Annotated in this window: 19 protein-coding genes; 7 read left to right on the forward strand and 12 right to left on the reverse strand. The window is 46.4% G+C overall.

Annotated features, from left to right (window positions below):
- The 3 genes from ABNS04_RS04625 to ABNS04_RS04635 all read right to left on the reverse strand — a co-directional run.
- On the reverse strand, positions 1–916 hold a 916-nt coding region (locus ABNS04_RS04625), incomplete at its 3' end, for an ATP-binding protein (protein WP_348671207.1).
- A gap of 85 nt (positions 917–1,001) precedes the next feature.
- On the reverse strand, positions 1,002–1,742 hold the full coding sequence (locus ABNS04_RS04630) for a ferredoxin--NADP reductase (protein ID WP_006953949.1): 741 nt from the start codon (positions 1,740–1,742) through the stop codon (positions 1,002–1,004).
- A 14-nt stretch (positions 1,743–1,756) separates the two neighbouring features.
- Positions 1,757–2,008, reverse strand: coding sequence for an accessory factor UbiK family protein (locus ABNS04_RS04635; protein WP_006953950.1), 252 nt, complete (start codon positions 2,006–2,008; stop codon positions 1,757–1,759).
- A 98-nt stretch (positions 2,009–2,106) separates the two neighbouring features.
- On the opposite strand from ABNS04_RS04635, the gene rep reads away from it, so the two are divergent.
- On the forward strand, positions 2,107–4,125 hold the full coding sequence (rep, locus tag ABNS04_RS04640; RefSeq protein WP_272978320.1) for a DNA helicase Rep: 2,019 nt from the start codon (positions 2,107–2,109) through the stop codon (positions 4,123–4,125).
- Here rep and ABNS04_RS04645 read toward each other — a convergent pair.
- Both ABNS04_RS04645 and ABNS04_RS04650 read right to left on the reverse strand, forming a co-directional pair.
- Positions 4,122–6,722 carry a diguanylate cyclase gene (locus ABNS04_RS04645; RefSeq protein WP_272978319.1) on the reverse strand — a complete coding sequence of 867 codons (2,601 nt, stop codon included), beginning with the start codon at positions 6,720–6,722 and terminating at the stop codon, positions 4,122–4,124. The genes rep and ABNS04_RS04645 overlap by 4 nt on opposite strands.
- A 194-nt stretch (positions 6,723–6,916) precedes the next feature.
- Positions 6,917–7,288 (reverse strand): cytochrome c5 family protein, encoded by a 372-nt coding sequence (locus ABNS04_RS04650; RefSeq protein ID WP_083773210.1) that lies wholly within the window; start codon positions 7,286–7,288, stop codon positions 6,917–6,919.
- 143 nt (positions 7,289–7,431) lie between these two features.
- Here ABNS04_RS04650 and dinB point away from each other — a divergent pair, with 143 nt between their 5' ends.
- A complete protein-coding gene (dinB, locus tag ABNS04_RS04655) occupies positions 7,432–8,493 on the forward strand; it encodes a DNA polymerase IV (RefSeq protein ID WP_242603635.1) in 1,062 nt (353 codons plus the stop codon).
- Here the strand turns inward: dinB and ABNS04_RS04660 are convergent.
- The 6 genes from ABNS04_RS04660 to ABNS04_RS04685 are packed head-to-tail and all read right to left on the reverse strand — an operon-like array spanning position 8,490 to position 16,625.
- Positions 8,490–8,927 (reverse strand): DUF4399 domain-containing protein, encoded by a 438-nt coding sequence (locus ABNS04_RS04660; protein ID WP_272978318.1) that lies wholly within the window; start codon positions 8,925–8,927, stop codon positions 8,490–8,492. The two genes, dinB and ABNS04_RS04660, sit on opposite strands and share 4 nt — an antisense overlap.
- A 19-nt stretch (positions 8,928–8,946) precedes the next feature.
- Positions 8,947–10,839 carry a methyl-accepting chemotaxis protein gene (locus ABNS04_RS04665; protein WP_006953956.1) on the reverse strand — a complete coding sequence of 631 codons (1,893 nt, stop codon included), beginning with the start codon at positions 10,837–10,839 and terminating at the stop codon, positions 8,947–8,949.
- Between the two features lie 29 nt (positions 10,840–10,868).
- A complete protein-coding gene (locus tag ABNS04_RS04670; protein WP_272978317.1) occupies positions 10,869–12,239 on the reverse strand; it encodes a TrkH family potassium uptake protein in 1,371 nt (456 codons plus the stop codon).
- A gap of 1 nt (position 12,240) precedes the next feature.
- Positions 12,241–12,894 (reverse strand): TrkA family potassium uptake protein, encoded by a 654-nt coding sequence (locus ABNS04_RS04675; RefSeq protein ID WP_006953958.1) that lies wholly within the window; start codon positions 12,892–12,894, stop codon positions 12,241–12,243.
- Positions 12,894–13,925: a GGDEF domain-containing protein gene (locus ABNS04_RS04680; RefSeq protein ID WP_272978316.1), complete on the reverse strand. Its 1,032-nt coding sequence runs from the start codon at positions 13,923–13,925 to the stop codon at positions 12,894–12,896. Before ABNS04_RS04680 ends, ABNS04_RS04675 begins: the two co-directional genes overlap by 1 nt.
- 18 nt (positions 13,926–13,943) lie before the next feature.
- On the reverse strand, positions 13,944–16,625 hold the full coding sequence (locus tag ABNS04_RS04685; RefSeq protein ID WP_272978315.1) for a M14 family zinc carboxypeptidase: 2,682 nt from the start codon (positions 16,623–16,625) through the stop codon (positions 13,944–13,946).
- Between the two features lie 92 nt (positions 16,626–16,717).
- Here ABNS04_RS04685 and ABNS04_RS04690 point away from each other — a divergent pair, with 92 nt between their 5' ends.
- The 5 genes from ABNS04_RS04690 to ABNS04_RS04710 all read left to right on the forward strand — a co-directional run bounded on the left by ABNS04_RS04690 (position 16,718) and on the right by ABNS04_RS04710 (position 21,147).
- Entirely contained in the window at positions 16,718–17,200 is a 483-nt protein-coding gene (locus ABNS04_RS04690; protein ID WP_006953961.1) for a DUF4870 domain-containing protein, read from the forward strand.
- 64 nt (positions 17,201–17,264) lie between these two features.
- Positions 17,265–17,651, forward strand: coding sequence for a YbaN family protein (locus tag ABNS04_RS04695; protein ID WP_006953962.1), 387 nt, complete (start codon positions 17,265–17,267; stop codon positions 17,649–17,651).
- A gap of 99 nt (positions 17,652–17,750) precedes the next feature.
- Positions 17,751–19,106 carry an oxygen-independent coproporphyrinogen III oxidase gene (hemN, locus tag ABNS04_RS04700; protein ID WP_272978314.1) on the forward strand — a complete coding sequence of 452 codons (1,356 nt, stop codon included), beginning with the start codon at positions 17,751–17,753 and terminating at the stop codon, positions 19,104–19,106.
- Between the two features lie 161 nt (positions 19,107–19,267).
- Complete coding sequence (locus tag ABNS04_RS04705) at positions 19,268–19,957, forward strand: helix-turn-helix domain-containing protein (protein ID WP_242603632.1); 690 nt, start codon at positions 19,268–19,270, stop codon at positions 19,955–19,957.
- Between the two features lie 17 nt (positions 19,958–19,974).
- Positions 19,975–21,147 (forward strand): acyl-CoA dehydrogenase, encoded by a 1,173-nt coding sequence (locus tag ABNS04_RS04710; RefSeq protein WP_272978313.1) that lies wholly within the window; start codon positions 19,975–19,977, stop codon positions 21,145–21,147.
- A gap of 24 nt (positions 21,148–21,171) precedes the next feature.
- Here ABNS04_RS04710 and ABNS04_RS04715 read toward each other — a convergent pair whose 3' ends face one another.
- Positions 21,172–22,872 (reverse strand): bacteriohemerythrin, encoded by a 1,701-nt coding sequence (locus ABNS04_RS04715; protein ID WP_272978312.1) that lies wholly within the window; start codon positions 22,870–22,872, stop codon positions 21,172–21,174.
- Between the last annotated feature and the right edge of the window lie 43 nt (positions 22,873–22,915).

Genomic DNA, 22,915 nt, shown 5'->3' on the forward strand with positions numbered 1-22,915 from the left:
GTTCATCAAGGAACAACACGCCCTGATGAGCGAGACTGACTTCACCGGGTTTAGGTGGTGAGCCACCACCGACCAATGCCGCTGCCGAGCATGTATGATGAGGCATACGCAAATTGCGTTGAGTCAGTTGTTGTGGCGCAAGATGTGTCTCAACCAATGACTTAATACATGCGATCTGCATACCTTCACTATGAGTCGGGGTGGGTAGGATAGTTAGAAAACGTTGCGCGAGCATTGTTTTACCAGTCCCAGGCGGCCCAACAAAGAGCAAGTGATGGCGACCTGCTGCAGCAATAAGTAAAGCACGTTTCGCTTGTGTTTGTCCGATAATATCCGCGAGATCGCCAACATCGTTTTCTTGCGATAAATACGGTTTATCGCTTTCTGCGGCGTTGAGTTGATTGTGTCCCTGCAAATGTTCGAACAGCGCAGCTAAATCGGGCACTAAAAAGTGATTTTGCTGCGCCGCATATCCCGCTTCGGCGACATTAGTAGAGGGAACGAAAACAGAGCGATCTGCACGCTTAGCCGCTATTAATGCCGGTATAAGGCCAGACACTGCTTGCGTATTTCCTGCTAAAGCGAGCTCTCCATAAAATTCGAATTTAGCCAGTTGACCCGCATCAATCTGATCGGAGGCGGCAAGAATACCTACGGCTATCGCCAAGTCGAAACGAGCCCCCTGCTTGGGAATTTCAGCGGGAGCTAAGTTGACGATAATACGCGTTGCCGCGGGGAATTCGAGACCTACATTGAGAATCGCTGATTTAACACGATCCCTCGCTTCTCTTACCGATGTCGCAGGCATTCCAACAATCGTGAATGACGGTAACCCACGAGCGAGATCAACTTCTACGCGAACTTCAGGAGCCTCAATACCAATACTGGCGCGGGTAAAAACAGTTGCTGTGGCCATACTCTCTCTCGCAAATAGAGAGAGCATAGCCCTAAACAAGGTTCATCGATGTCAGCTTGTACCGACTTTCATGTCGGTGCAGCTATTACCAATAATTCTCGGAGGTTACTTGTCCGGGTTTACGGCGCGTATTTTTCTCTAAACCGAGCGCTTTTAACTGTTCACGCGATGCTTGTATCATATCGGGATTACCACATAGCATGACCTGACTACGCTCGTTAAAATGAACACCACAGGCCTCTTGTAATTCATTACTCGCGATTAAGTCCGGAATCCGACCGGCCAATGCTTCCGGAAGCGCCTCGCGAGATACGATCGGCTGGTACACGAGCTGCCCAGGATAACGTTGCTGACATTCATTAATAAATTCCCGATACGTCAGATCTTGCGCTTCGCGGACACCTTGCACTATTACGATGCGTTTAAACCGGCGCCAAGGTTGCTCAGTACGCAACATTGAAATAAAAGGGCCAATGCCCGTGCCTGTTGAGAGCATCCACAGATCATCGCCATCGGGTACCTCATCCAGCGTAAAAAAGCCCCCTGCCGGCTGAGTGATATTGACTTCATCGCCTGGCTTCAGCTCTGCTAATAGTGGGCTCAATAATCCACCTTCGACCTTTGCAATCACAAAATCGAGAATAGACTCTTGCGGTGCACTGGCGACCGAATACGCACGTAGAACCTGCTCGCCGCCCACATTTAAGCCGAGTCGCACAAACTGACCGGCTTTAAAGTCAAATGATTCAGTGATTACGCGTAGGCTAAAAACACTGTCACTCCATTGAAAGTTCTCAACGACTTTACCGCTAATCCATTGAATCATCGTGCTCTTTACCCTTACTCTTGAGTGTCGTCTTGCTTATTCTGTTCAGCTAATTGCTGCTCTAACTGCTCTACACGCTCTCGCAGACGTAGCAACAATTGTTGCTGAACATCCATCTCTTCGCGAGTGACGAGATCGAGTTTAGAAAGTTGTGATTGCAAGGTTTGTTTAACACGCTGCTCAACATTACCGGCTAACTCTTTAACGCCAGATGGCATGCTTTCGCTAATTTGTTTAGCAATGTTTTCAATGGTCTTGTTGTCCATAAGGGGTCCTTAATTAATTTAACCGTTTGGGCTCAGACAAAAGTACGCTAAAATCGCCGCTCTTGATTTATTGTACCACTCCTAACCGAGCCTTAATAATGTTAAACGATCGACAGCGACAAGCCGTTCACTATGTGCAAGGTCCTTTACTCGTTTTAGCGGGCGCAGGCAGTGGTAAAACGCGCGTAATTACAGAAAAAATCGCTTATCTTATTCGTGAAAATATTTACACTGCCCGTCAAATCGCTGCGGTTACGTTCACCAATAAAGCCGCGCGCGAAATGCGTGAGCGTGTCAACCAAACCATGGGGGCCGGTGGTGCACGCGGCTTAACAGTATCCACGTTTCACACGCTCGGTCTGAATATTATCCGACGCGAGCTCAGCGCACTCGGTCTCAAGCCCGGATTTTCTTTGTTCGATGATCAAGATACCTATGCACTGCTCAATGGTCTTACCGAAGATGCGTGGGAAGGCGATAAAGCCGTCATTCAAAAATGTCAGCACCGTATCGGTCAATGGAAAAACGCCATGATATCGCCAGAGCAAGCGTTGCAAGAGGCTTCGACGGAAGATGACCGACAATTTGCTACGGTCTTTGCGCAATACGAGAAACACTTGCTGGCATGCAATGCAGTGGATTTCGATGATCTAATTCGCTTACCGAGTCAATTATTACAACGCAACGAACACGTTCGCGCTCGCTGGCAAAAGAAATTTCGCTACTTACTCGTTGATGAGTACCAAGACACTAATACGAGCCAGTACCTTTTGGTCAAACTACTGGTCGGTGAGCGTGCGCGCTTTACTGTAGTTGGTGACGACGATCAATCAATTTACTCATGGCGCGGCGCACAACCACAAAACCTAGCGCTTTTGCAGCAAGACTTCCCTACTTTGAAGGTCGTTAAGTTGGAGCAAAATTACCGCTCTCACGGTCGTATTCTAAAAGCGGCGAATATTCTGATAGAAAATAACCCTCACGTATTTGAGAAAAAATTATTTTCAGATAAAGAGTACGGTGAATCCCTGCGGGTTATTTTTGGCCGCAACGAGGAACATGAGGCGGAGCGTGTAGTCGCCGAAATCGTAAAGCAACGCTTTTTAAGCAAAACACCTTATCATCATTTTGCGATTTTATATCGGGGTAACCATCAGTCTCGTTTGTTCGAAAAGGCGCTGATGAACAACCGGATTCCTTACAAAATTACTGGTGGACAGTCGTTTTTTGCGCGGGCGGAAGTCAAAGATATTATGGCGTATCTACGCCTACTGGTTAACCCTGCTGATGATACTGCGTTCCTACGCATAATAAATGTGCCACGTCGAGGGATAGGTCCACAGACGGTGCAACGCATCGGTGAGCTGTCTAAGCAGCTAGGCTGTAGCCTGCTAGAAGCCTGCGACTCGATTCACTTGAAGACCTTACTGAATACGCAGACCTTTAACGCGGTCGATACCTTTGCTCAGATGATTAAAAACGCTGCGCGGGAAACCGATCATAACGACAGTGCTGCCGTCGCTGTGCGTACTCTGCTTGCAGAAATTGGCTACGATGACTGGTTATTCGAAACCAGTCCAAGCGCTAAGGCCGCGGAAATGCGCGTTAAAAACGTGTATGAGTTGCATAAGTGGGTGTCCGATATGTTAGCGGGCAACGACGAATACGAGCCAATATCACTGGAACAAGCAGTCGCCAAGCTGTGTTTGCGCGACATGATGTCCCGCAATGAAGATGACGAGCAGTTTGATCAAGTACAGCTAATGACATTACACGCATCCAAGGGCTTGGAATTTCCTTTTGTTTTTCTGGTTGGCATGGAAGAAGGCTTGCTTCCCCATCAAAGTAGTATTGAGGGTGATGATATTGAGGAGGAACGTCGACTTGCGTATGTAGGAATTACCCGTGCTCAACATCGTTTAGTGTTTACTCTAGCAAAAGAGCGGCGTCAGTTTGGCGAGGTATTTCAACCTCAACCGAGCCGTTTTTTGTTGGAACTTCCGCAAGATGATATTTCTTGGGAGCACGACAAACATAAACCGAGTGAGGAAGAGCGTGAAACAACCCGGCAGCGCGGTTTAGAAATGCTTAAAAACGCACTCAACAAACCCTCTTAACTTAGCGTGCCATTAGCCTTGCTAGGTGCCTTGGATTCCAGCGACCTGAGTCGTTTTGTGACATAGTTACCTTGGCCAAACTCTACGCCTAATTCACAGAGAATGTTCGCCAAAGATTCATTTTTCACGCCGGCTGCATAAAGTTCAATTTCTAACTCATCACACAGTGTGGCAACGTGACGCAACATTGCTCGAGCACGAGTACTCGTTTCAAGCCGCTGCACATAGTCTTGGTCGAGTTTAAGCTTAGAGAACGGGTAATTGTATAAAAATTGTAGTGGTCCGGCGCCCCGACCAAAGTGATCAATAACCAATTTGAAACCCGCCTGAGATAACCGTCGTAAACTCGCCACCGAGCGTTTATCGTTTTGGGTTAACGCTGTTTCTGAAAACTCTAAAACCAGCTGCGCTGGATTGACCTTGTAGCGCTCGACGATATTGAGCAACTGCCGTATGTAACCGGATTTAAGCAAGTGCCGCACAGAGAGATTTAAATGAATACGTTCAGCTTCAACCTCCGTATTCAATAAGTGCTCGCAGCAACGCTTTAACAGATATTGGTCTAACTTAACGATCAAACCTGTTTTTTCAGCGAGAGCGAGATAATCCGAAGTCTTTACTCGATTGTTTTCGATATTCCATCGCAGAAAAGCTTCTGATGCATGTTTGTGACGACCCGAAATATCTGCAATGGCTTCAAACTCAACGAAGAAATCTTGGTCGATTCGGGCATGACGCAACGCGCGCTCGCGTTTTACCGACTCAACCAATGTACGGTGCATGGTATTATCGAACACCACATAACGACCACGACCCTGTGATTTAGCTTCGTACATTGCCGCATCTGCATCTCTCAGCAAACGTTCAACAGAATCCTGAGAGTCATCACAAATAGCAATGCCAATACTGGCGCCCGAATAATGTTCATGTCCGTTTAATATAAATGGAGCATTCAAACTCGAGATAATACGTTTAGCGATTTCACGCGCATCATCGACCGAAGACATCGTATCGAGTAAAATAACAAATTCGTCGCCCCCAAGTCGGGCAACTAAATCATTCTCTCGAACACAAGTTTGAATGCGTTTACTCACATCGAGTAAGAATTCATCACCTGCCGAGTGTCCCAGCGTATCATTGATATTTTTGAAGCGATCTAGGTCTAAAAATAAGACCGCAAAGAAGTGTTCTGGATGACGCCTCTGGTGAGCAAGCGCTTGTTGCAAACTCTCGGTAAATAAGGCGCGATTCGGTAATCCTGTTAAATTATCGTGGTGCGCATCATGAAACAGTCGGGCTTCGATTTTTTTACGGCGCTCGATCTCGGAAACAAGTTCTTCCGTGCGTTCCTCAACTTTTTTCTCGAGGAATTGATTAACCCGTTGGATTTCTTCGTTCGCTCGACGACGTTCGATTGCTACCGCGACATGTTGAGAGACAAAGTTAAGTAACTCAAGATCCTCGTGCTTGTAGAAAAACTCCTCATCGTACGTTTGTACGGCAATCACGCCAAACACCTTGCCATCGAGGACTAACGGGCTTCCTAGCCACTGCTTTGCAACAATACCTGTATCTTCGGTTAAATTAATTTCGCCATTTTGGGTCAGCAGAGCACGTTGTTCTGCGTCAATGAATGCAGGCTCCGCCTTGCGCATGACGTACTCAGTCAGTCCTTTTCCGATTCGCCGCCGTTCGGCCTTATTGTCTCGTTCATCTTTATGGTAAGGAAAGCGAATATACTTTTTGTCTGTGGACACGAGCGCGACATAAAAATTGTCCGCATGAATCAGTGTCGCAATTTGCTTATGTAGCGCTTCGTAGAAAGTAACCATGTCTTCCGATGTGTTGGTCAGCTCTGAGATTGCAAATAACACTGAGGTTTGTTGCTCGACCTTTTCTCGAACGGTTATTTCTTTCATGAGGCTTTCATTGGCATGACGCAGCTCAGCCGTTTGATGGGCTATTTCCTTTTGTAAAATTTCCTTTTGTTTAAGCCGTTCAAGCGCATTAACAACATGTTGGGATACAAATGTAAGGAGATCTTTGTCACTCTCATCATAGCGGTGGTTATCGTGATAACTCTGTACAACCATCGCGCCAATCACGCTGTTACCGGATATCAGCGGGACGCCAAGCCAATCGATTGGGGCAGACCCCATTTCCTCAACTTCATTTTGCTGAATAAGTTCTTTAAATACTGCTGGAGGACAAAGAAGTGATTGACCCGTTCGCATTACATAGCCCGTTAAGCCGCGTGCCAAGGACTCCATAGGCATTTGTTCGATCACTTGCTTTTCGTCGAGTTCATCTACGAAGTAGGCAAAGTTGACAACCTTTTTATCGGGTTCATAAAAACAAACGTAGAAGTTGCGAGCGTACATTAGCTCGCCAATAATGGCATGCACAGATTGGTAGAAGTTATCCATGCTGCGTGCGGACGCAGCAAGCTCAGAAATACGAAAGAGCGCCTTCTGCACGACTTCTGCTGAGCGATAACTATACGTAAGCCGCTTTAGGCGTCCAATGACCTTAGTCAGCTTTTGATTTTCTTTAGCAAGCGCCGTTTGATTATCATTCGGGCTATTCGTTGCCGCCATGCTGCGGGGACTCCCTACCCATCACTTCTAATTATAGTTGTTTGTTGTTTTTCTTATTGGCTTGTTATAATTATTAACAAACGTAAAGTATAAACTATAACCAGTGGGTTGCAAGAAATTGCCGCTTATATATACAAAAAAGCCACCGCGACTTGCGATGGCTCATATTCTGCCTTTGAGGCACGCTGTAATAATCAGATTTCAGCTGTCATGTATTCAATAGCAGCTTTGATTTCATCTTCAGAACAATCAGCACACGTACCTTTCGGAGGCATCGCATTGTAACCATTAATCGCGTGTTTTAAGACAGTATCCATACCTTGCGCTAGACGCGGCTTCCAATCATCTGCGTTATTGATTTTTGGGGCGCCCATCACACCTGCCGTATGACACGCTGTGCAATACTGACCGAATACTGCTTCGCCTGAGCGAGGTCCACTCGCCGCGGCCTCGTTAGCTGCGCTTTCGCCTGCTACTCGGACTTTACCAATCGGCTCAATACGTTTTGCAATGGCGTCCTTAGACATGCCATCTTGAACAGCGGCAGAGGCACCAAAACTAATCATGGCGGCCAAGCCAAATGAAAGGCCTTTAAGTGCAAGTGTCGTCAATCGTTTCACGAGTGTCTCCTAAGAATCTGGCTGGTACACTATACCCAGTGCTAGGAGATTATACCCACAAAAGCTCAAAGGATAAACACTTGAAAGAAGTGACTCGTAAAATTGCGTTACTTGATCTTGACGCCTTCTTCGCGGCGGTTGAAGTGTTACGCGACCCAAGCCTACAAAATCGTCCCTTTGCTGTCGGTGGCGGGGGCGACCGTGGCGTGGTGGCTACGGCCAATTATATCGCCCGTCGCTTTGGCGTGCACAGCGCCATGTCGGGGCATCGAGCGCGCCAACTATGTCCTCAGCTTGTTTTTGTAAAACCCAACTTTGCCGAGTATAAAGCGCTATCCTATCAAGTCCGCGACATACTCGCTCGCTACACGCCGCTGGTTGAACCTGCATCAATCGATGAGTTTTATCTCGACCTGACTGAAAATGATGCTTTCAAGGGCAGCGCTAGTCTTACCGTTGAGGCGATTAGGAGAGAAATCAGTCAACTCGGAATTACCGGTTCTGCGGGCATTTCTAATCAAAAAATGGTTGCGAAAATTGCTAGTGACGACAATAAACCGAATGGGCAAAAGGTGGTGCCCCCAGAAAACGTATTTGATTATTTAGCCGTTTTGCCGCTTAAACGTGTCCCCGGCGTGGGACCGAAAAGCCAAGCAACCCTTGCGCGATATGGATTTACACACGGGCACCACATACAGGCTGCAAGCACTGAGCAGCTACAACAAATACTAGGGGAAAAAGCAGGTTGGTTGCTCTTTCAACGTTGCCAAGGTATCGACCCACGCCCTGTGACTGTCGACCGAATTCGTAAAAGCGTCGGCGTTGAACAAACGTTACCCGCCGATATACAGCAACTCCGTACTGTACAAGATTATATACAACAACAGTTACTGCCACAGTTAAAGAAACGACTCAAAATTGACCATTGGCGCGAACAGCCTATCAAGACTCAAACGCTGAAATTAAAGTTTTCAGATTTCAACCAGACGACCGTTTCAAAAGGGCACGGGTTTGTGTCACCCAGTTTGTATTATCAGTTGGCTGAAGAGGCATGGCAACGGGGCGCGGGAAAACATGTAAGATTGATTGGAATCAGTGTAACTCTGCCTGATCCCAATCAACAAACTCAACTCGAGCTTGAGCTCGATTAGTCAGCTTTTACAGTGATGGTGATTTTTTTCGAAACAACAGCTGGGTTGTGGGGAACGTGATTCTTATCACCAAGAATAATTTGTAAAGTATGTTCACCCGGCTCAAGCGTTAGCGTTGTCTCTGTCTGACCGCCACCAAAATGGATGATATCACCGCCCATCGGCTGATCCATTGGTGGTAACGAATCCATATCCACTAACAAATGATGGTGTCCAGTATTCTTCACATCAACGCCAGCGGGCGCGACACCCATGCCTGATAAGCCAAATTTAACCTTAAAGGTAGAATTTACAACTTCCCCATCTTGTGGCGAAATAATATAGGCATGAGCATCTTTCGGTGCTTGGCTCTGCGCCATCTCTTGAGCTTGTGCCGTCGCAACGACAGTACTACCGAACATTGCTAGGGCACCAATTAACCATGCGCGCTTCATAATCCTTCTCCTAAATTAGTTACGACAATTTAAACTTACTGACCAAGGACTCTAAACGATCAAATTCACCTTTCAATGATTGACAAGCCTGATGCGTTTTCTTCAAGTTGTGCTGGCTACGCTCATTCATTTCATTGATATCAGTCACATCACGGTCCAGCGAGCGAATCACTTGGCTTTGCTGCTGTGTCGCAGAAGCAACAGAATGATTCATATCATCAATTTGTGCAATGACTTGATCAATTTCGCTCATGTGGCGTGTAGATTCATCGGCGCTTGCCACACAGGCCTCACTGGTTTCTTGACTATCATTAATGATATCGACCACTTTACGGGTACCCTCTCGGACTTGCGAGATCATCGTTTCAATTTCGCCAGCCGACTGCGACGTGCGCTGAGCTAAGCTACGTACTTCATCAGCAACAACAGCAAAGCCACGCCCTGCTTCTCCCGCACGTGCAGCCTCTATGGCTGCATTCAGTGCAAGCAAATTGGTTTGCTCGGTTATTCCCATGATAACTTCGACAATCTTACCAATATTTTGTGTGTTCTCGTCTAAGCTATGAATGGCATCAACCGACTCTTTCATCCGGCGCGAGAGCGTCGTAATCTGCTGCATATTAAACTTCAAAGCCTCACGTGCCGAAACCGATATTTCTGTTGCTCTCGTTGCTTGCTCTGATGCACTGCCCGCGCTTGTGGATATTTCACTTGAACTGGCGCCTAATTCATTGATTGCAGTCACGACCGTATTGGTGCGCTCGGACTGTTCATCACCGAGTGATACTGAGTCTCTATTTGCTGACACCATTTGCTGAACATTGGTTTCCAGCTGATGGGACGCTTTACGAACATCCATAATCGCGTACTGAATTTTTTCGATAAATTCATTCATGCGAGACGCAACCACACCGAATTCATCGTGACTCGTCACCGAGATACGCTGGGTTAAATCGCCCTCACCTCGTGCCAAGTCAGTTACTGCATAGTTGAGTTGACGTAACGGCTTCAGCAGAACCGATAACAACGCATTAAGAAGTAGGATGACGGCAACAATACCAATCACCAGATAGATCAGCGCTGACCATGCAAACGATTCAACGTCGGCGTACGCTTTCTCACTGTCTATTGCTACAGCAAGGTACCAATCTACGCCATCAATTCCTTCAACAGGCTGAAAAGTGAGCATGAATTCGCGATCGTTAATTTGATAATCAACGAGATCTTTAGTAATTCGCGCATCCTTACCTAAGTATTGCGTAATCGTCTTATCGACATTTTCAGTTACCGGATGACTTAAAATTTTACCCTCTTTATTCACCAAAAAGGCAAATCCCAAGCCCATAAAATCGGTGTTATTAACAATCCCGGATACAGTATCGAGCATCATATCGCCACCCGCTACCCCCACTAAACGCCCGTTCTCTTTCATTGGAACAACGGCAGAAATAGTCAGTTCGTTGGTGGTTACATCAATATAAGGTTGTGTATAAGTCGGCTGCTGTTGCTTAACCGCTAATTGATACCAAGGTCGTTGTCGCGCGTCATAATCATCTGGTAAGTCAATTGTTGTGTCATCAAGAATAAACTGACCGTCCGTCAGACCATAGTAAACATTTTTGAAATCGCCCGATCGCTTTGCTTGTTGGACTTTACGTAACGCTGCTTGCGTATCATCAGAAGCGTCATAAGACTGCGCTGACGCTTGAATTATCCGCATGCGGTCATTCAGCCACTGAGCAATATTGTTTGATACCGAGTCGGACATTGCGTTTATCTGGGTACGCAGGTCCTCGCGTATCTGGTCTGACATCTGCCAAAAGTTTGTAGCCGTAAAAATACCGAGTACCAACACCAGTATTGCCGATGCAGCAATAATAACTTTTTGAGTAAACTTCAATGATTTCAACATGTTTTACTATCTCTCAACACCACTTCACGCTAACCGACCTGAATTGTGGTTTGTGGATAACGAATTCTTCTTTTATTTGGGGTTGTTAAAAAATAAACTAAAGTCAATGGTCCAACGCGTCCCGCAAACATCAAAAGCATAATAATGCATTGACTCAGCGGGGTTAGCTGATCAGTGACTCCTCTGGACAACCCAACGGTTGCAGAAGCCGATAAAACTTCAAACGCTATATCTATAAACGGCAGATTGTTCAGAATCATTAGCACAAATATACCAATAAATAGCATTGCGATGGTTACCATCGTCACCGCGAGCGCTTTCATCACCGCTTCTTGAGAGAGCGAACGTTCCATCAATGTGACATGCTCTCTACGGCGAATAAAGGTGTAGGTAGCGAGCATTAAAATAATGAAGGTGCCTAATTTTATGCCGCCCGCAGTACTCATGGAGCCACCACCAATAAACATCAGCAAAAGCATATATACAGCGCTTGCATCAGTTAATGCACCAATATCCACACTATTAAAACCCGCGGTCCGTGGGGTCACGGCTTGAAACCAAGCAGCCGTCCACTGCCCAACGTTTGATAACCCCCCCAAGGTCTGGGGGTTATTATGCTCAAGCCCATAAATCACGAACATTGATACGAGGTTAATAACGAGCGTGGTAATCAGGATACTTTTTGTGTATACCGAAAAATTGCGCCAGCGTCTTCCTTCATACATGTTGGTAATGACCGAAAACCCGAGTCCGCCGACAATAAACAAGCATGAGATAATGAGGTTAATAGGCACATTGCTCGCATAAGGAATCAAGCTATCGGGTGAGAGCCCAAAACCCGCATTATTAAAGGCAGAGATCGCGTAGAAGAGACCATGCCCAAAGGCTTTCAAAAGTGGCATTTCAGGCCACCATAACAACGTCAAAGCAATAGCCGCTACCAACTCACAAATCACAGCGAGTATTAATACGGCTTTTGCCGTTTTAACGATATTCATAAGACTGGTTTGATTCATCGCTTCCTTGGCGAGCAAACGCTGCTGAATTGATATTTTTCCGCCGAGCGACGACACCGCCAGAATCGCAAAAGTCATAAAGCCAATGCCGCCTAATTGAATTAAGACTGCGATAACACTGGTACCGAAGAGCGTAAAATCGCCCCCCGTATCTGCTACAACCAAGCCTGTTACCGTTACCGCCGACGTTGCCGTAAACACCGCTTGTAACCAAGTAATAGGGACAACCGTAGCAAAGGGTAATTTGAGCGCAAGTGTGCCTAAGAGAATCAATACAGCAAAGCCCGAAGCAAGCACCACGGGCGGGCTTGCTTTAAGCGCTTTGCTTTGGGTTCGCGCAGAAGTTTTATATAAAAAGGCGAGTGACGGCTTCCACAACTTCATATTATTTCAACTTCGGAGCCATTGATTTGAGCGCTTTTAAGCTACCCGCAATGACCATTGTCTCATTTCCCTGTAACTCACTCGTGAAGTCAGGACTTGCATGCACTTCATCACGACGTTTAAGTAGTAGGACATGAAAATTATCAACATCATCAGGTAGAATATCGTTGATTGTTTTACCCTCTAAGTTTTCGCTCACTGCGATCTCAACACAAAACCAGTTGTGACCCAGCGACATGTATTCGTTAACCATTGGATAGTTTAGCGATTGCGCGACACGAATACCCATTTCCTCTTCCGGGTGGACGATTCTTGAAACACCGAGCTTAGAAAGTATTTGGTGATGTTCTTTTGAGGTCGCTTTGGCCCAAATTGTCTCAACGCCGATGCTTTTCAAATGCAGGACGGTCAGCAAACTAGCTTGCAGATCTTCACCAATAGCAACCAATACCGTGTCACAGCTTTCCAGGTTTAATTCGCGCAACGCTTGTTCATCGGTGACATCGGCGATAGCGGCATGTGTTAATTGATCAGCCAACGCATCGACACGTTTCTCATCCGAATCAACACCGATGACTTCATGTCCTAAGTTAAGTAATTCTAAAGAGGTCCGTGCACCAAAACGCCCTAAACCGACCACACCAAACTGCGCCATTACGTTATCTCCTGCACCGTATTACGGACTTGGTTTCGTCCCATGTCTTTTGCATGATAAAGCAACTTATCAGCACGCTCTAGCCATGCCAGCCAATTCTCTTCACTCTCAAGTTCACTGACCCCAATCGATATCGTCATATTGACGGGGTCTTCTTTCAACTCAAAGTGATTTGCTGAAAATGTCGCACGCAACTTTTCCGCTGCTCGGGTGGCGCCCTCAAGATCGGTATCTGGCATTAATATAACAAACTCCTCACCACCCACTCTGAATACTTTATCAGACGCCCTAAAACTTGATTTAATCAGCTGCGCTGCCTGGATTAGTAGCCTATCTCCATCAAAGTGACCGTATTTATCATTCACCTCTTTGAAATAGTCAATATCACATAGTGCCGCTGAAATAGGTCGACCATGCCGCTTTTTTAGCGCCACGAGATGTTCAAGATCAGTTTGTAATTGCTTACGGTTATAGACTCCCGTTAAAGTATCCGTCACCGCCAACTCGGTAAAGTGACGTTGCATACGAGTCAATAATCTAACCAAGGTTAAAGTGAGGATCATCAGCACCAACAGAGAGACTAAAGCCCGCCAAGCAACATCAGGTTCTATGGTATAAATGCTGACAGCGGTCAACAGTGTGACGAATACCACGGTCACTACAATAGCTAATTTCCACGCAAGCAAAAAAGCAATCGAAGCCATCACCGGATACGCCCACAGTAGACCGTGGATACCATTAACGAGTGTCGAGTACATCACTGCGGCGCACAATAACGTAATAAAAATAATGTGGCGCCCACGGCGCTTACTCATTTTCTTTACACGCAATGCAGTAAAAGCTGTGTAACACAAGAAAGCACATAGCCATGCCAGCATGAGCCACTTACCCTCAAGTGCCTGAATAACCGTCAGTGGTAAAGTGACTAAGAACGCACCCCAATATATCCGATGGGCAACCTTCCCAGTAAATTGACTAACAACGTCCTCAGCTGAATCACTCGGCGTTTCACTGACCTTGTTTAAATCCATGCTAAAACATGTCCTCTATTAGTGCGTTTTTGCAGGCGCTAAAAACAAACTATTTGTCAAAATAGGTATCCAACCATCCATGTAAGCACGGTAAGTCGGTGATTGCGCATAGGCTATGAGCATTCCATCGCCCATGGGTTCAACCATTAACTGTGGCTTAAATGGAATCTGTCGCTTTATTTCCGGCCACAATAAACCGCTTGCAAGCACTTCCTCTTGTTGGGCGAACCAGGCTAAGTTGCGCCCATCGTCGATACTCAAAGGAGCGAAGACCTGATCCCCAGTGAACGTTGCCACGAGCTCGCGCTGAACGCCAGCGGTTAGCCAGTAATTCTGGTCAACCTTGACTCGCACCAGCGCCCCGGGAACGTAATCAGGGCGTTTATCGGACGCCTTCACTACTTCCTTCAGTTGGCTTTCTGATTCAATCAGCTGCGCTGCCTGCAGAGTCTCCTCTTCATTCATTGCTGGGGTAGCTGAGTCAGCCGCATACTCCATGTGGGTCGATAGTAAGTTCGCCTCTACCGCCCAGCCTGTCGCACTCCCCAAGGTAATGAGAACACCTCCCTGCTCAACCCAACGACGTAATTTCTCCACACTAGCGGTTGAGAAGTAGCTTGAATAACTTGCTTGACTCTCCGGCATGACCAATACATCGATCCCGGCCAGATCAGACTGAACCAGTTGCGTTGTGCGAATCGCCATCACGGGATAGCCGATTTGTCGCTCAATGACAAAGCGCGTGTGACCCGCGCTTAATGAAGAAACAGGCTCATCCCACGCCATAGCGATAGTTGGCGCTGCCAATGATTGCACATTCTCGGAGCCAAAATTGGGTCCCTTAACGATCCAACTGCTATCGACACCTACGATATCGACACCCGTCTCTCGAGCTAAACGCGTTAGCACCGACGGGAGATCGCTTCGTTGATTATCAGCGCGAGTTACAATCACACTGCCGGCAGCAAAAGTGCCTGCTTTTTCATGCGTAAATGACAATTCACTTTGTTTTAGGTTCACGCCTGCGCGGAGCGCTGAGGCGATAAATCGGCTACTATTCGTATCTCCTGACCGCACCAAAAAGGCAACACGAGCCTCTAGATTCTGGACAGTGCCCGGCTTAATCGGCTCAATTATTTCCTGAGCTGTTGGCACGCGTACGACCTCATCGCAAGCGCTGATATTGACGTTAAACATCAACGGCAACGACCAACCGGTGACATCATATATTTGATCAGCTAATAAGTTCGCCTTACGCTGCTGTTGCTGCTCGATAAAATCGCCCGCCATATTAATCTGTTCGTCTAGCAAAACCCGAATGAGGCGGTAATTCGGCTGTGCCATATCGATAAAGTAGCTTCCCTCTGGATATTGATTACCACAGGCATCAATGGCTTTAGAGTTACGCGAGACCTCGATACCGTGCTCTTGCAATAACGACGCTAACCGCTGTTGTCCGGCAACGTTTTTGGGGTCTGCAATAATTAACGTACGTTGCTCACTTTCGCGCCCTTCATTCACGGCACTGACTCGATAGTCACGATATCTTTTTAACAATGCTTCACGACGCTCGCTCGCAGTTTGAATAGTAGCTAAGCTGCTTGTGAAATGGCGTTCAACACCGTCTAAATAAGTCAACGTAGTTCCGTCTTTGCGCGCGAACGTATGTCCTCGCGCTGATGCCATTTCGTAGGTCATCGCTACTGAACCGGAGTATAGCGGCCAACTCGCACCATACCCCGGATAAAAGGCATCAAAAATTTCTCGCGTGTAATAATCGTAGCCAGCGTTATCAAACCAGTTCGCATTATTTCTTCCCACCCAATGTAAAATCTCGCGTTGCGACTCGGTAATGTAGGGGTTGTAAGGTCGCGCCTCGGGCGTAAAGTAGTAGCTTGAGTCCCCCCCCATCTCATGCAAGTCGACAAAAAGTAGCGGTGGAAACTCTTTAAGCGCTGCAACTTGCCCTTTTATTTCTGGTTGCGTCAACGCAATCCAATCACGGTTGAGATCAAATAAGTAGTGATTTGAGCGTCCTTGCGGCCAAGGTTCATTGTGTTCTGCGCTCCGTCGATCGGCATCATGAGTAAGCCCAACGGTGGCATAATAGCGACTCACAAAACGCGCTCTGCCGTCTGGGTTTTGTAGCGGATCGATAAATACCACAGTGTTCTCTAACCAATTTTTTGTTTCGTCTGATGTATCGGCTAAAAGATGATACAGCGTCATCATTGCGGCCTCAGGAGACGATATCTCGTTTCCATGTACGCCGTAAGATAACCAAACACTACTTGGGAGCTTATTCATTAACTGTTCTGCTTCACGAGCAGAGGTTTTGCGCGGATCACCGAACGCTGCCATTCGTTGGGAGTATTTATCTAACTGTGCAATATGGTGAGGTGCCGATACGGCAACGAAGTACAATGGACGATCTTCCCATGACCGGCCATATTCTATTAAGCGCACACGCTCGCTATAGCGCTCGCTTAGAGTTTGGAAATACTTATAAATAGCGTCAGGTGACGAAATTCTTGCGCCCATTTCGTAACCCAATGTGTCCTTGACAGTAGGCACAGACTGTTGATACTGATTGAACACTGGTTTTGCATTCAAAAACGCCGGCGTAGCGAATGAGCAGGCCCAAATTAGCGCGCATATTAAGGGTCGTTTAGGACGTGATAAGCGAATCAGTTTAAGCATTTTCCGTACCTTTTTTAAGCAATAAGCTTACCGACTTTTTTACGTATTGGATAGATATTTAATATCTCGTTTTCCAATCAGATGGACAAATTATGGATTATGAAAAATTAAGAGTGCTCAATCAGTTAAAAGACGAAGGTTCTATTTCAGAGGAAGAGTATCAGCGGCAACGTGAGAAGCTGAGTCGTGAGAGCGAACTCTCTTCCAAATCTGAATTCGATGATCTGCGAAAATTAACTGAAGATGAAAAAACCTACGCATTTTTTATGCACCTGTCTCAGTTCGCTACTTTTATTCTTCCATTAATCGGATTACTAGCCCCCATGATTATGTGGATAATGAAACGAGAAGATCCTTATATCGATGCTCACGGTAAGGTCATTTTCAACTGGTTGCTGAGTATTACTATATATACCAGCGTACTTTTAGTGCTTGCAGTATTCACGTTAGGACTCACTTTTATTCCCATCGTCATTCTTGGGTTGCTTTCAATCATATTCGTCATTCTCGGCGCTAAAAATGCTAAAGAAGGCATTATCAAGGATTACCCATTGGCTATTCGTTTCATGAAGTAGCGCTACTGGTGTTAGTAGCCCCTTTTGCGTAAACTCGGGCTACCGTAAAAATAGAGCGTTTACCATGAAGTGGATGTACATCACAGTCTGGCGTTGTATTGCTATTTTATTTGTCTTGTTGGGCATCATCGGCCTTGCGTTGCCGGTCATGCCCACGGTGCCATTTCTTATTGTCGCTTTATGGGCCGCCAGTAAAGGCTGGCCACAACTGGAAACTTGGCTGTTAAACCATCCTAAATACGGCCCTGATTTGATTGCCTGGCGCGAACATCGACAAATACGGCGTCGCAATAAGATTATTGCCATCCTTATGATGGCAAGTGGATATCTTATTTCTTGGTTTATACCGTTACCCATGTGGCTGCGCATTACTGTGGGAAGTATCTTACTTGTTGTTGCTGTATGGCTCGCGTGCCTTGATGAATATAAAGAGTCTAAAGAGCATGTTTGAACGTTTTTAAACCACCCTTGATGCAAATCAAGGGTGGGTCTAAACCCACCACACTTAACTGCTAAACTGCCATCGTATTGATAGAACGAGAGGTGCAGTATGCAACACTGGGAATGGAACTGGTTAAAAAAGTACAATATTAACGGACCGAGATATACGTCTTATCCAACCGCGTTAAGCTTTCATGAGTCCGTTAATACGGCGACTTGTCAAAACGTCGTTGCCGAGTATCAAAAGCCGATCTCGCTCTATATCCATCTACCGTTTTGCGCTTCACTTTGTTATTACTGTGGTTGTAATAAAGTGATTACTCGGCATCAATATAAAGCAGACGAATACCTTGATGCGCTTGGCACTGAGTTAGAATTATATCGCAGTGTGCTCGCTAAAAAGGATATCGCCAGTGTGCACTTGGGAGGCGGCACGCCAACCTTTTTGAACACGCCACAACTAAGACGTTTAATGGCGTTAATTAAAGACGTCAGTTCAAATCAAGCAATAGATGAACTGAGTATCGAAGTCGATCCACGCCAATGTGATAATGATAAGCTCAGTGTCTTAAGGGCGCTAGGTTTTAACCGCTTAAGCTTCGGCATTCAAGATTTCGATAATGATGTTCAAGTCGCTATCCATCGTACTCAGTCTTATGAGCTTGTTGCTGACCAAGTCAATCATGCTCGCTCACTCGGATTTGAGTCGATTAGCTTTGACCTAATCTATGGACTGCCTCTGCAAACAGAAGCCCGTTTCGCACATACACTGGCTTTAGTTGAACGCCTAAGTCCCGACCGCATATCGCTATTTAACTATGCTCACTTACCCGAGCGATTCGCAGCACAGCGCAAAATAAAAGAGAGCTGGTTACCCAAGGCAGCGCAAAAGTTAGGTTTATTTAAACAGGCCATCGAACACCTGACAGGACTGGATTATCAATTCATCGGTATGGACCATTTTGCAAAACCCAACGACAAACTGGCGATTGCGCAGCGAGAGGGAAGACTCACACGTAACTTCCAAGGGTATGTCACTAAGGATCAGAGTGCAGTACTTGGGCTCGGTGTATCTTCTATTTCTCATATTGATGGGCATTACTGGCAAAATGAAAAAGATTTAAAAAGCTACTATAATGCGCTTATCAAAAATAAGTTGCCCATCGTTAAAGGTTATCACTCGACCACTGAAGATAAAATTCGCGGTGATCTGATAAAACAATTACTGTGTGAATTTGAAGTCAATCTTCAACAATTTTCGACTCGGTGGTCTTTAAATAGCTTTTCTCAACACTTTCACGACGAGCTTCAGCGCCTACAGCCATTTATTGATGACGGGCTAGTCAAGCTATCCGAAGAGCATTTGGTTATCACGAACCCAGGCAAATTACTTGTACGCACAATTGCTAGCTGCTTCGATGAGTATTTAAATATTCATCAAATGCGTTATTCTCGTGTAATATAAGGATAGCGGATAATTTATAACCAACTTGATATAGATCAAGTTTTGCAAAGCAGGCTTTTGCTACGCTCTGCATCACGATTAATACTGATCTATATCAACACCAATAGGTGTTAAGGGGACGTCAGATGTGCCGCATGAATCACCGTCGAAGCGAGTTAGGTATGAGAAACCCAATCCAATGTAACCAATGCAGTATGCAATCTATATGCGTGCCCGCAGGTCTTGTCTCGAGCGAGATCGATAAATTGGATAAAAGCAGCCGTGAGCCTCACGTATATAGCAAGCGTGATATGGTATACAGCCCTGACCAACCGCTTAACTCACTATTTGCGGTAAAGAGTGGTTCCGTGAAATGCTACACCATCGATAGCGAAGGTAAGCAACAAATCACCAGTTTCCATTTAACCGGCGATATCATTGGCATGGAGTCTATTTCTAATGGTGCCGCGGTGACCTACTGCGAAGCGATGGAAACCTCGATGTTGTGCGAAATAAAGCTTAACCGGTTATTCGCACAAAACTTCACCGGTGTTGATAAAAATCTCTTGAGACTCCTCAGTCATCGCATTGGTCAACGTAACACGCATTATCTAAACGTGGTCAATACAACAGCTGAACAGCGGGTTGCTTCATTTATAATGGGTCTTTCAGACCACCTTTATGAACATGGCTTCTCCCGTCATGAGTTTAAACTTCCCATGACACGTACTGACATTGCGAACTACCTTGGTTTAGCAGTAGAAACTGTGAGCCGCGTATTTTCCTCGTTAAAACAAAAGGATATCATCGACACCAAACAGTCGATTCTATTTATCCAAGCGCCAGCTGAACTTAAACAAATGGCGAACTAAAACTTAAGAGAGGTATCATGCCACAACCTGCGTTTGATTGGTCAGATCCACTGAACTTACGCCATCAACTGACTGAAGAAGAGCTGTTAATACAGAAAACAGCTCATCAATATGCGCAGGCGAGGCTGATGCCTCGCGTTCAATCTGCATTTCGCGAAGAACGCTTTGATCGTGAGATTATGCAAGAGCTCGGTCAGTTAGGCTTGCTCGGTGCGACCATTCCAGAAGCATACGGTGGTGCCGGTGTAAATCACGTCAGTTATGGCTTAATTGCTCGGGAAATCGAACGCGTCGATAGTGGTTACCGCAGTGCGATGAGCGTTCAATCCTCGCTCGTCATGCATCCTATTTACGCCTTCGGGAACGAACAGCAACGTAAAAAATACCTCCCTAAACTGGCAACTGGCGAATGGATCGGAAGCTTTGGTTTGACGGAGCCTGACGCGGGCTCTGATCCTGCGAGTATGCGAACTAAGGCGATAAAAACCGAGGCGGGTTATCGCATAACGGGTTCAAAAATGTGGATTACTAATTCACCTATCGCTGATGTGTTTGTTATCTGGGCTAAACTCGAAAACGATATTGTCGGCTTCATTTTAGAACGAGGCATGAAAGGCTTATCTACACCGGAAATCGAGGGTAAGTTTTCATTACGCGCATCGATTACCGGTGAAATTGTAATGGATGAGGTTGAAGTCAGCGAAGAACAACGACTTCCTAATGTGCGCGGGTTGAAGGGACCGTTCAGCTGTCTCAATAAAGCACGATACGGTATCGCTTGGGGAGCCATGGGTGCTGCCGAATTTTGTTGGCATGCAGCGCGTCAATACACCTTGGACCGTGAGCAGTTTGGACGTCCGTTGGCAGCAAACCAACTTATCCAAAAAAAGTTAGCCGATATGCAAACGGAGATAAGCTTGGGCTTGCTTGCAGCGCTTCAGGCGGGTCGTCAACTCGATTTAGACGCACTTAACCCAACGGCTATTTCGCTTATTAAACGCAATAACTGTGGCAAAGCGCTGGATATCGCTCGTCAAGCGCGTGATATGCATGGCGGGAACGGTATTTCCGATGAGTATCATGTGATACGTCACGTTATGAATCTCGAATCGGTTAATACCTACGAGGGAACCCACGATGTGCATGCACTGATCTTAGGTCGCAGTCAAACGGGTATCAGCGCTTTTTAACCACGTAGATAGATTGACGAGGGGTTAATGAACCCCTCGATCATTCAGGTGGGCTTGATAGGCTTTATCACTGTGCTGAATGTGCTGCAATAGCCAACGCTTCACAAATTCGAGCAACTCACCGACCACTTGGTCGCCCCGCTCGATACGGTTACGAAAATCAACGACTTGCTGCACCAACTGCTGATGCTTGTGTTTATGTGCATCCAGGTCGGGGTAGTCGTGGCGCTCCATCAACAGTTCTTCGTAACTAAAATGAGTCGCAGTGTAGTTAATCAACGAGCTCAACAGCCGTTCGACCGCCTGACGGTCGCCACCTCGCTGCTGTATTCGGTACAACTCATTAGCAATGTAAATCAATCGCTGGTGCTGACGATTAATCTCCTCAATGCCTACGTCAAATTGCGACGACCATTCAATTAGCTTTTCCTGCTGCGCCAGACGTGATTCGATTATTTGCGCGTCGACTGAATAGCGGTCGCCTAATGATTGTATCTCACCGCCGAGCGTTGTTAACTGCGCAGCGCTTTCAAGCGCATGTTGAGAGTAGCTGTCGACCTCTTTCGCTGCATCGGTTGCAGTAGTAATCGCTTCTTTGATCGTCGCCGTCGTCATTGCCTGCTGCTCAGTCGCAGAAGCAACTTGAGTATTAAGGTCAGTAATCTGATGAGTGAAAGTGACTATCGTATCGAGTGCAGCTTCCGCCTCTTCAGCTGATAACTTAGCTCGCTCTGCTTGTTGCGCATTATTGTTGAGACTGCTCACCGCTTGCTGAGTATTTTGCTCCAAACGCTCCACCACACTTTGGATCTCGCCGGTTGATGTTTGTACTCGATGAGCAAGCTTACGCACTTCATCAGCGACTACCGCAAAGCCACGTCCTGTCTCCCCTGCTCGCGCTGCTTCGATAGCGGCGTTAAGAGCCAGTAAATTGGTTTGCTCAGCAATGTCATTGATAGTGGTTAAGATCGTGCCGATGGCTTTGCTATCCTCAGAGAGACTCTTGATAACCGATTGAGAATGAAGAATATCTTCGCTTAACGTAATGTTGTGTTGCGCTAACTGTTGAACACGTTCACGTCCTCCGCTAGCAGCATTAAGGCTCTCATGTGCACTGGTTGCTGCACGCTGTGTCGACTCTGATACCTCATTAATAGCTGCCGTCATTTGTTCTGCCGCTGCCGACACCTGATACATCGTGTCTGCCTGTTGCTTCGTTTTTTCTGCCAGCGCCTTGTTTGCATCGTAATTGGCCGTCCCGAGACGGTTTAAACCATCACTTGCAGTCCGGATCGCGTGTACGGAATAGCTTGTCTCAACAGAAATCGTGTTGAGTCGCTCGGTGAGTCGTGCTAGCTCGTCGCTCCCCTTGAGCTGGGCAGTATTATTAAGATCGCCGTTTGCCAGGGCATTTGAAATTCGATTCGCTTCAGCCAGAGAGCGCTTGATACCAGTATACATTGCTGTAAAGACAACCAACTGCACCAAGACCATCCCGGCCAGCATAACCGCGTTCCAAAGAATTACCTGCTTTGGGTCGCTGATATCCATTGCCTGTCCACTGATCGCCGCTTGTTGACGCTGATAAGAGTCCCACATCATGAGCAGGCTCAGCACGATCACGGGTAGAAATAATAATATTCCGGTAATGATAAACTTATTTCTAAAGCGCAGACTGTTAAAAAACAATTGAATTGGTTTAGTGACTGAGACAAGTACCTGCACAAGTCCTCCGCAAATTGACTCAAATAGCTGCCCGGACGGCAGT

The sequence above is a fragment of the uncultured Idiomarina sp. genome (genome assembly GCF_964010655.1).
Classification (GTDB): domain Bacteria; phylum Pseudomonadota; class Gammaproteobacteria; order Enterobacterales; family Alteromonadaceae; genus Idiomarina; species Idiomarina baltica.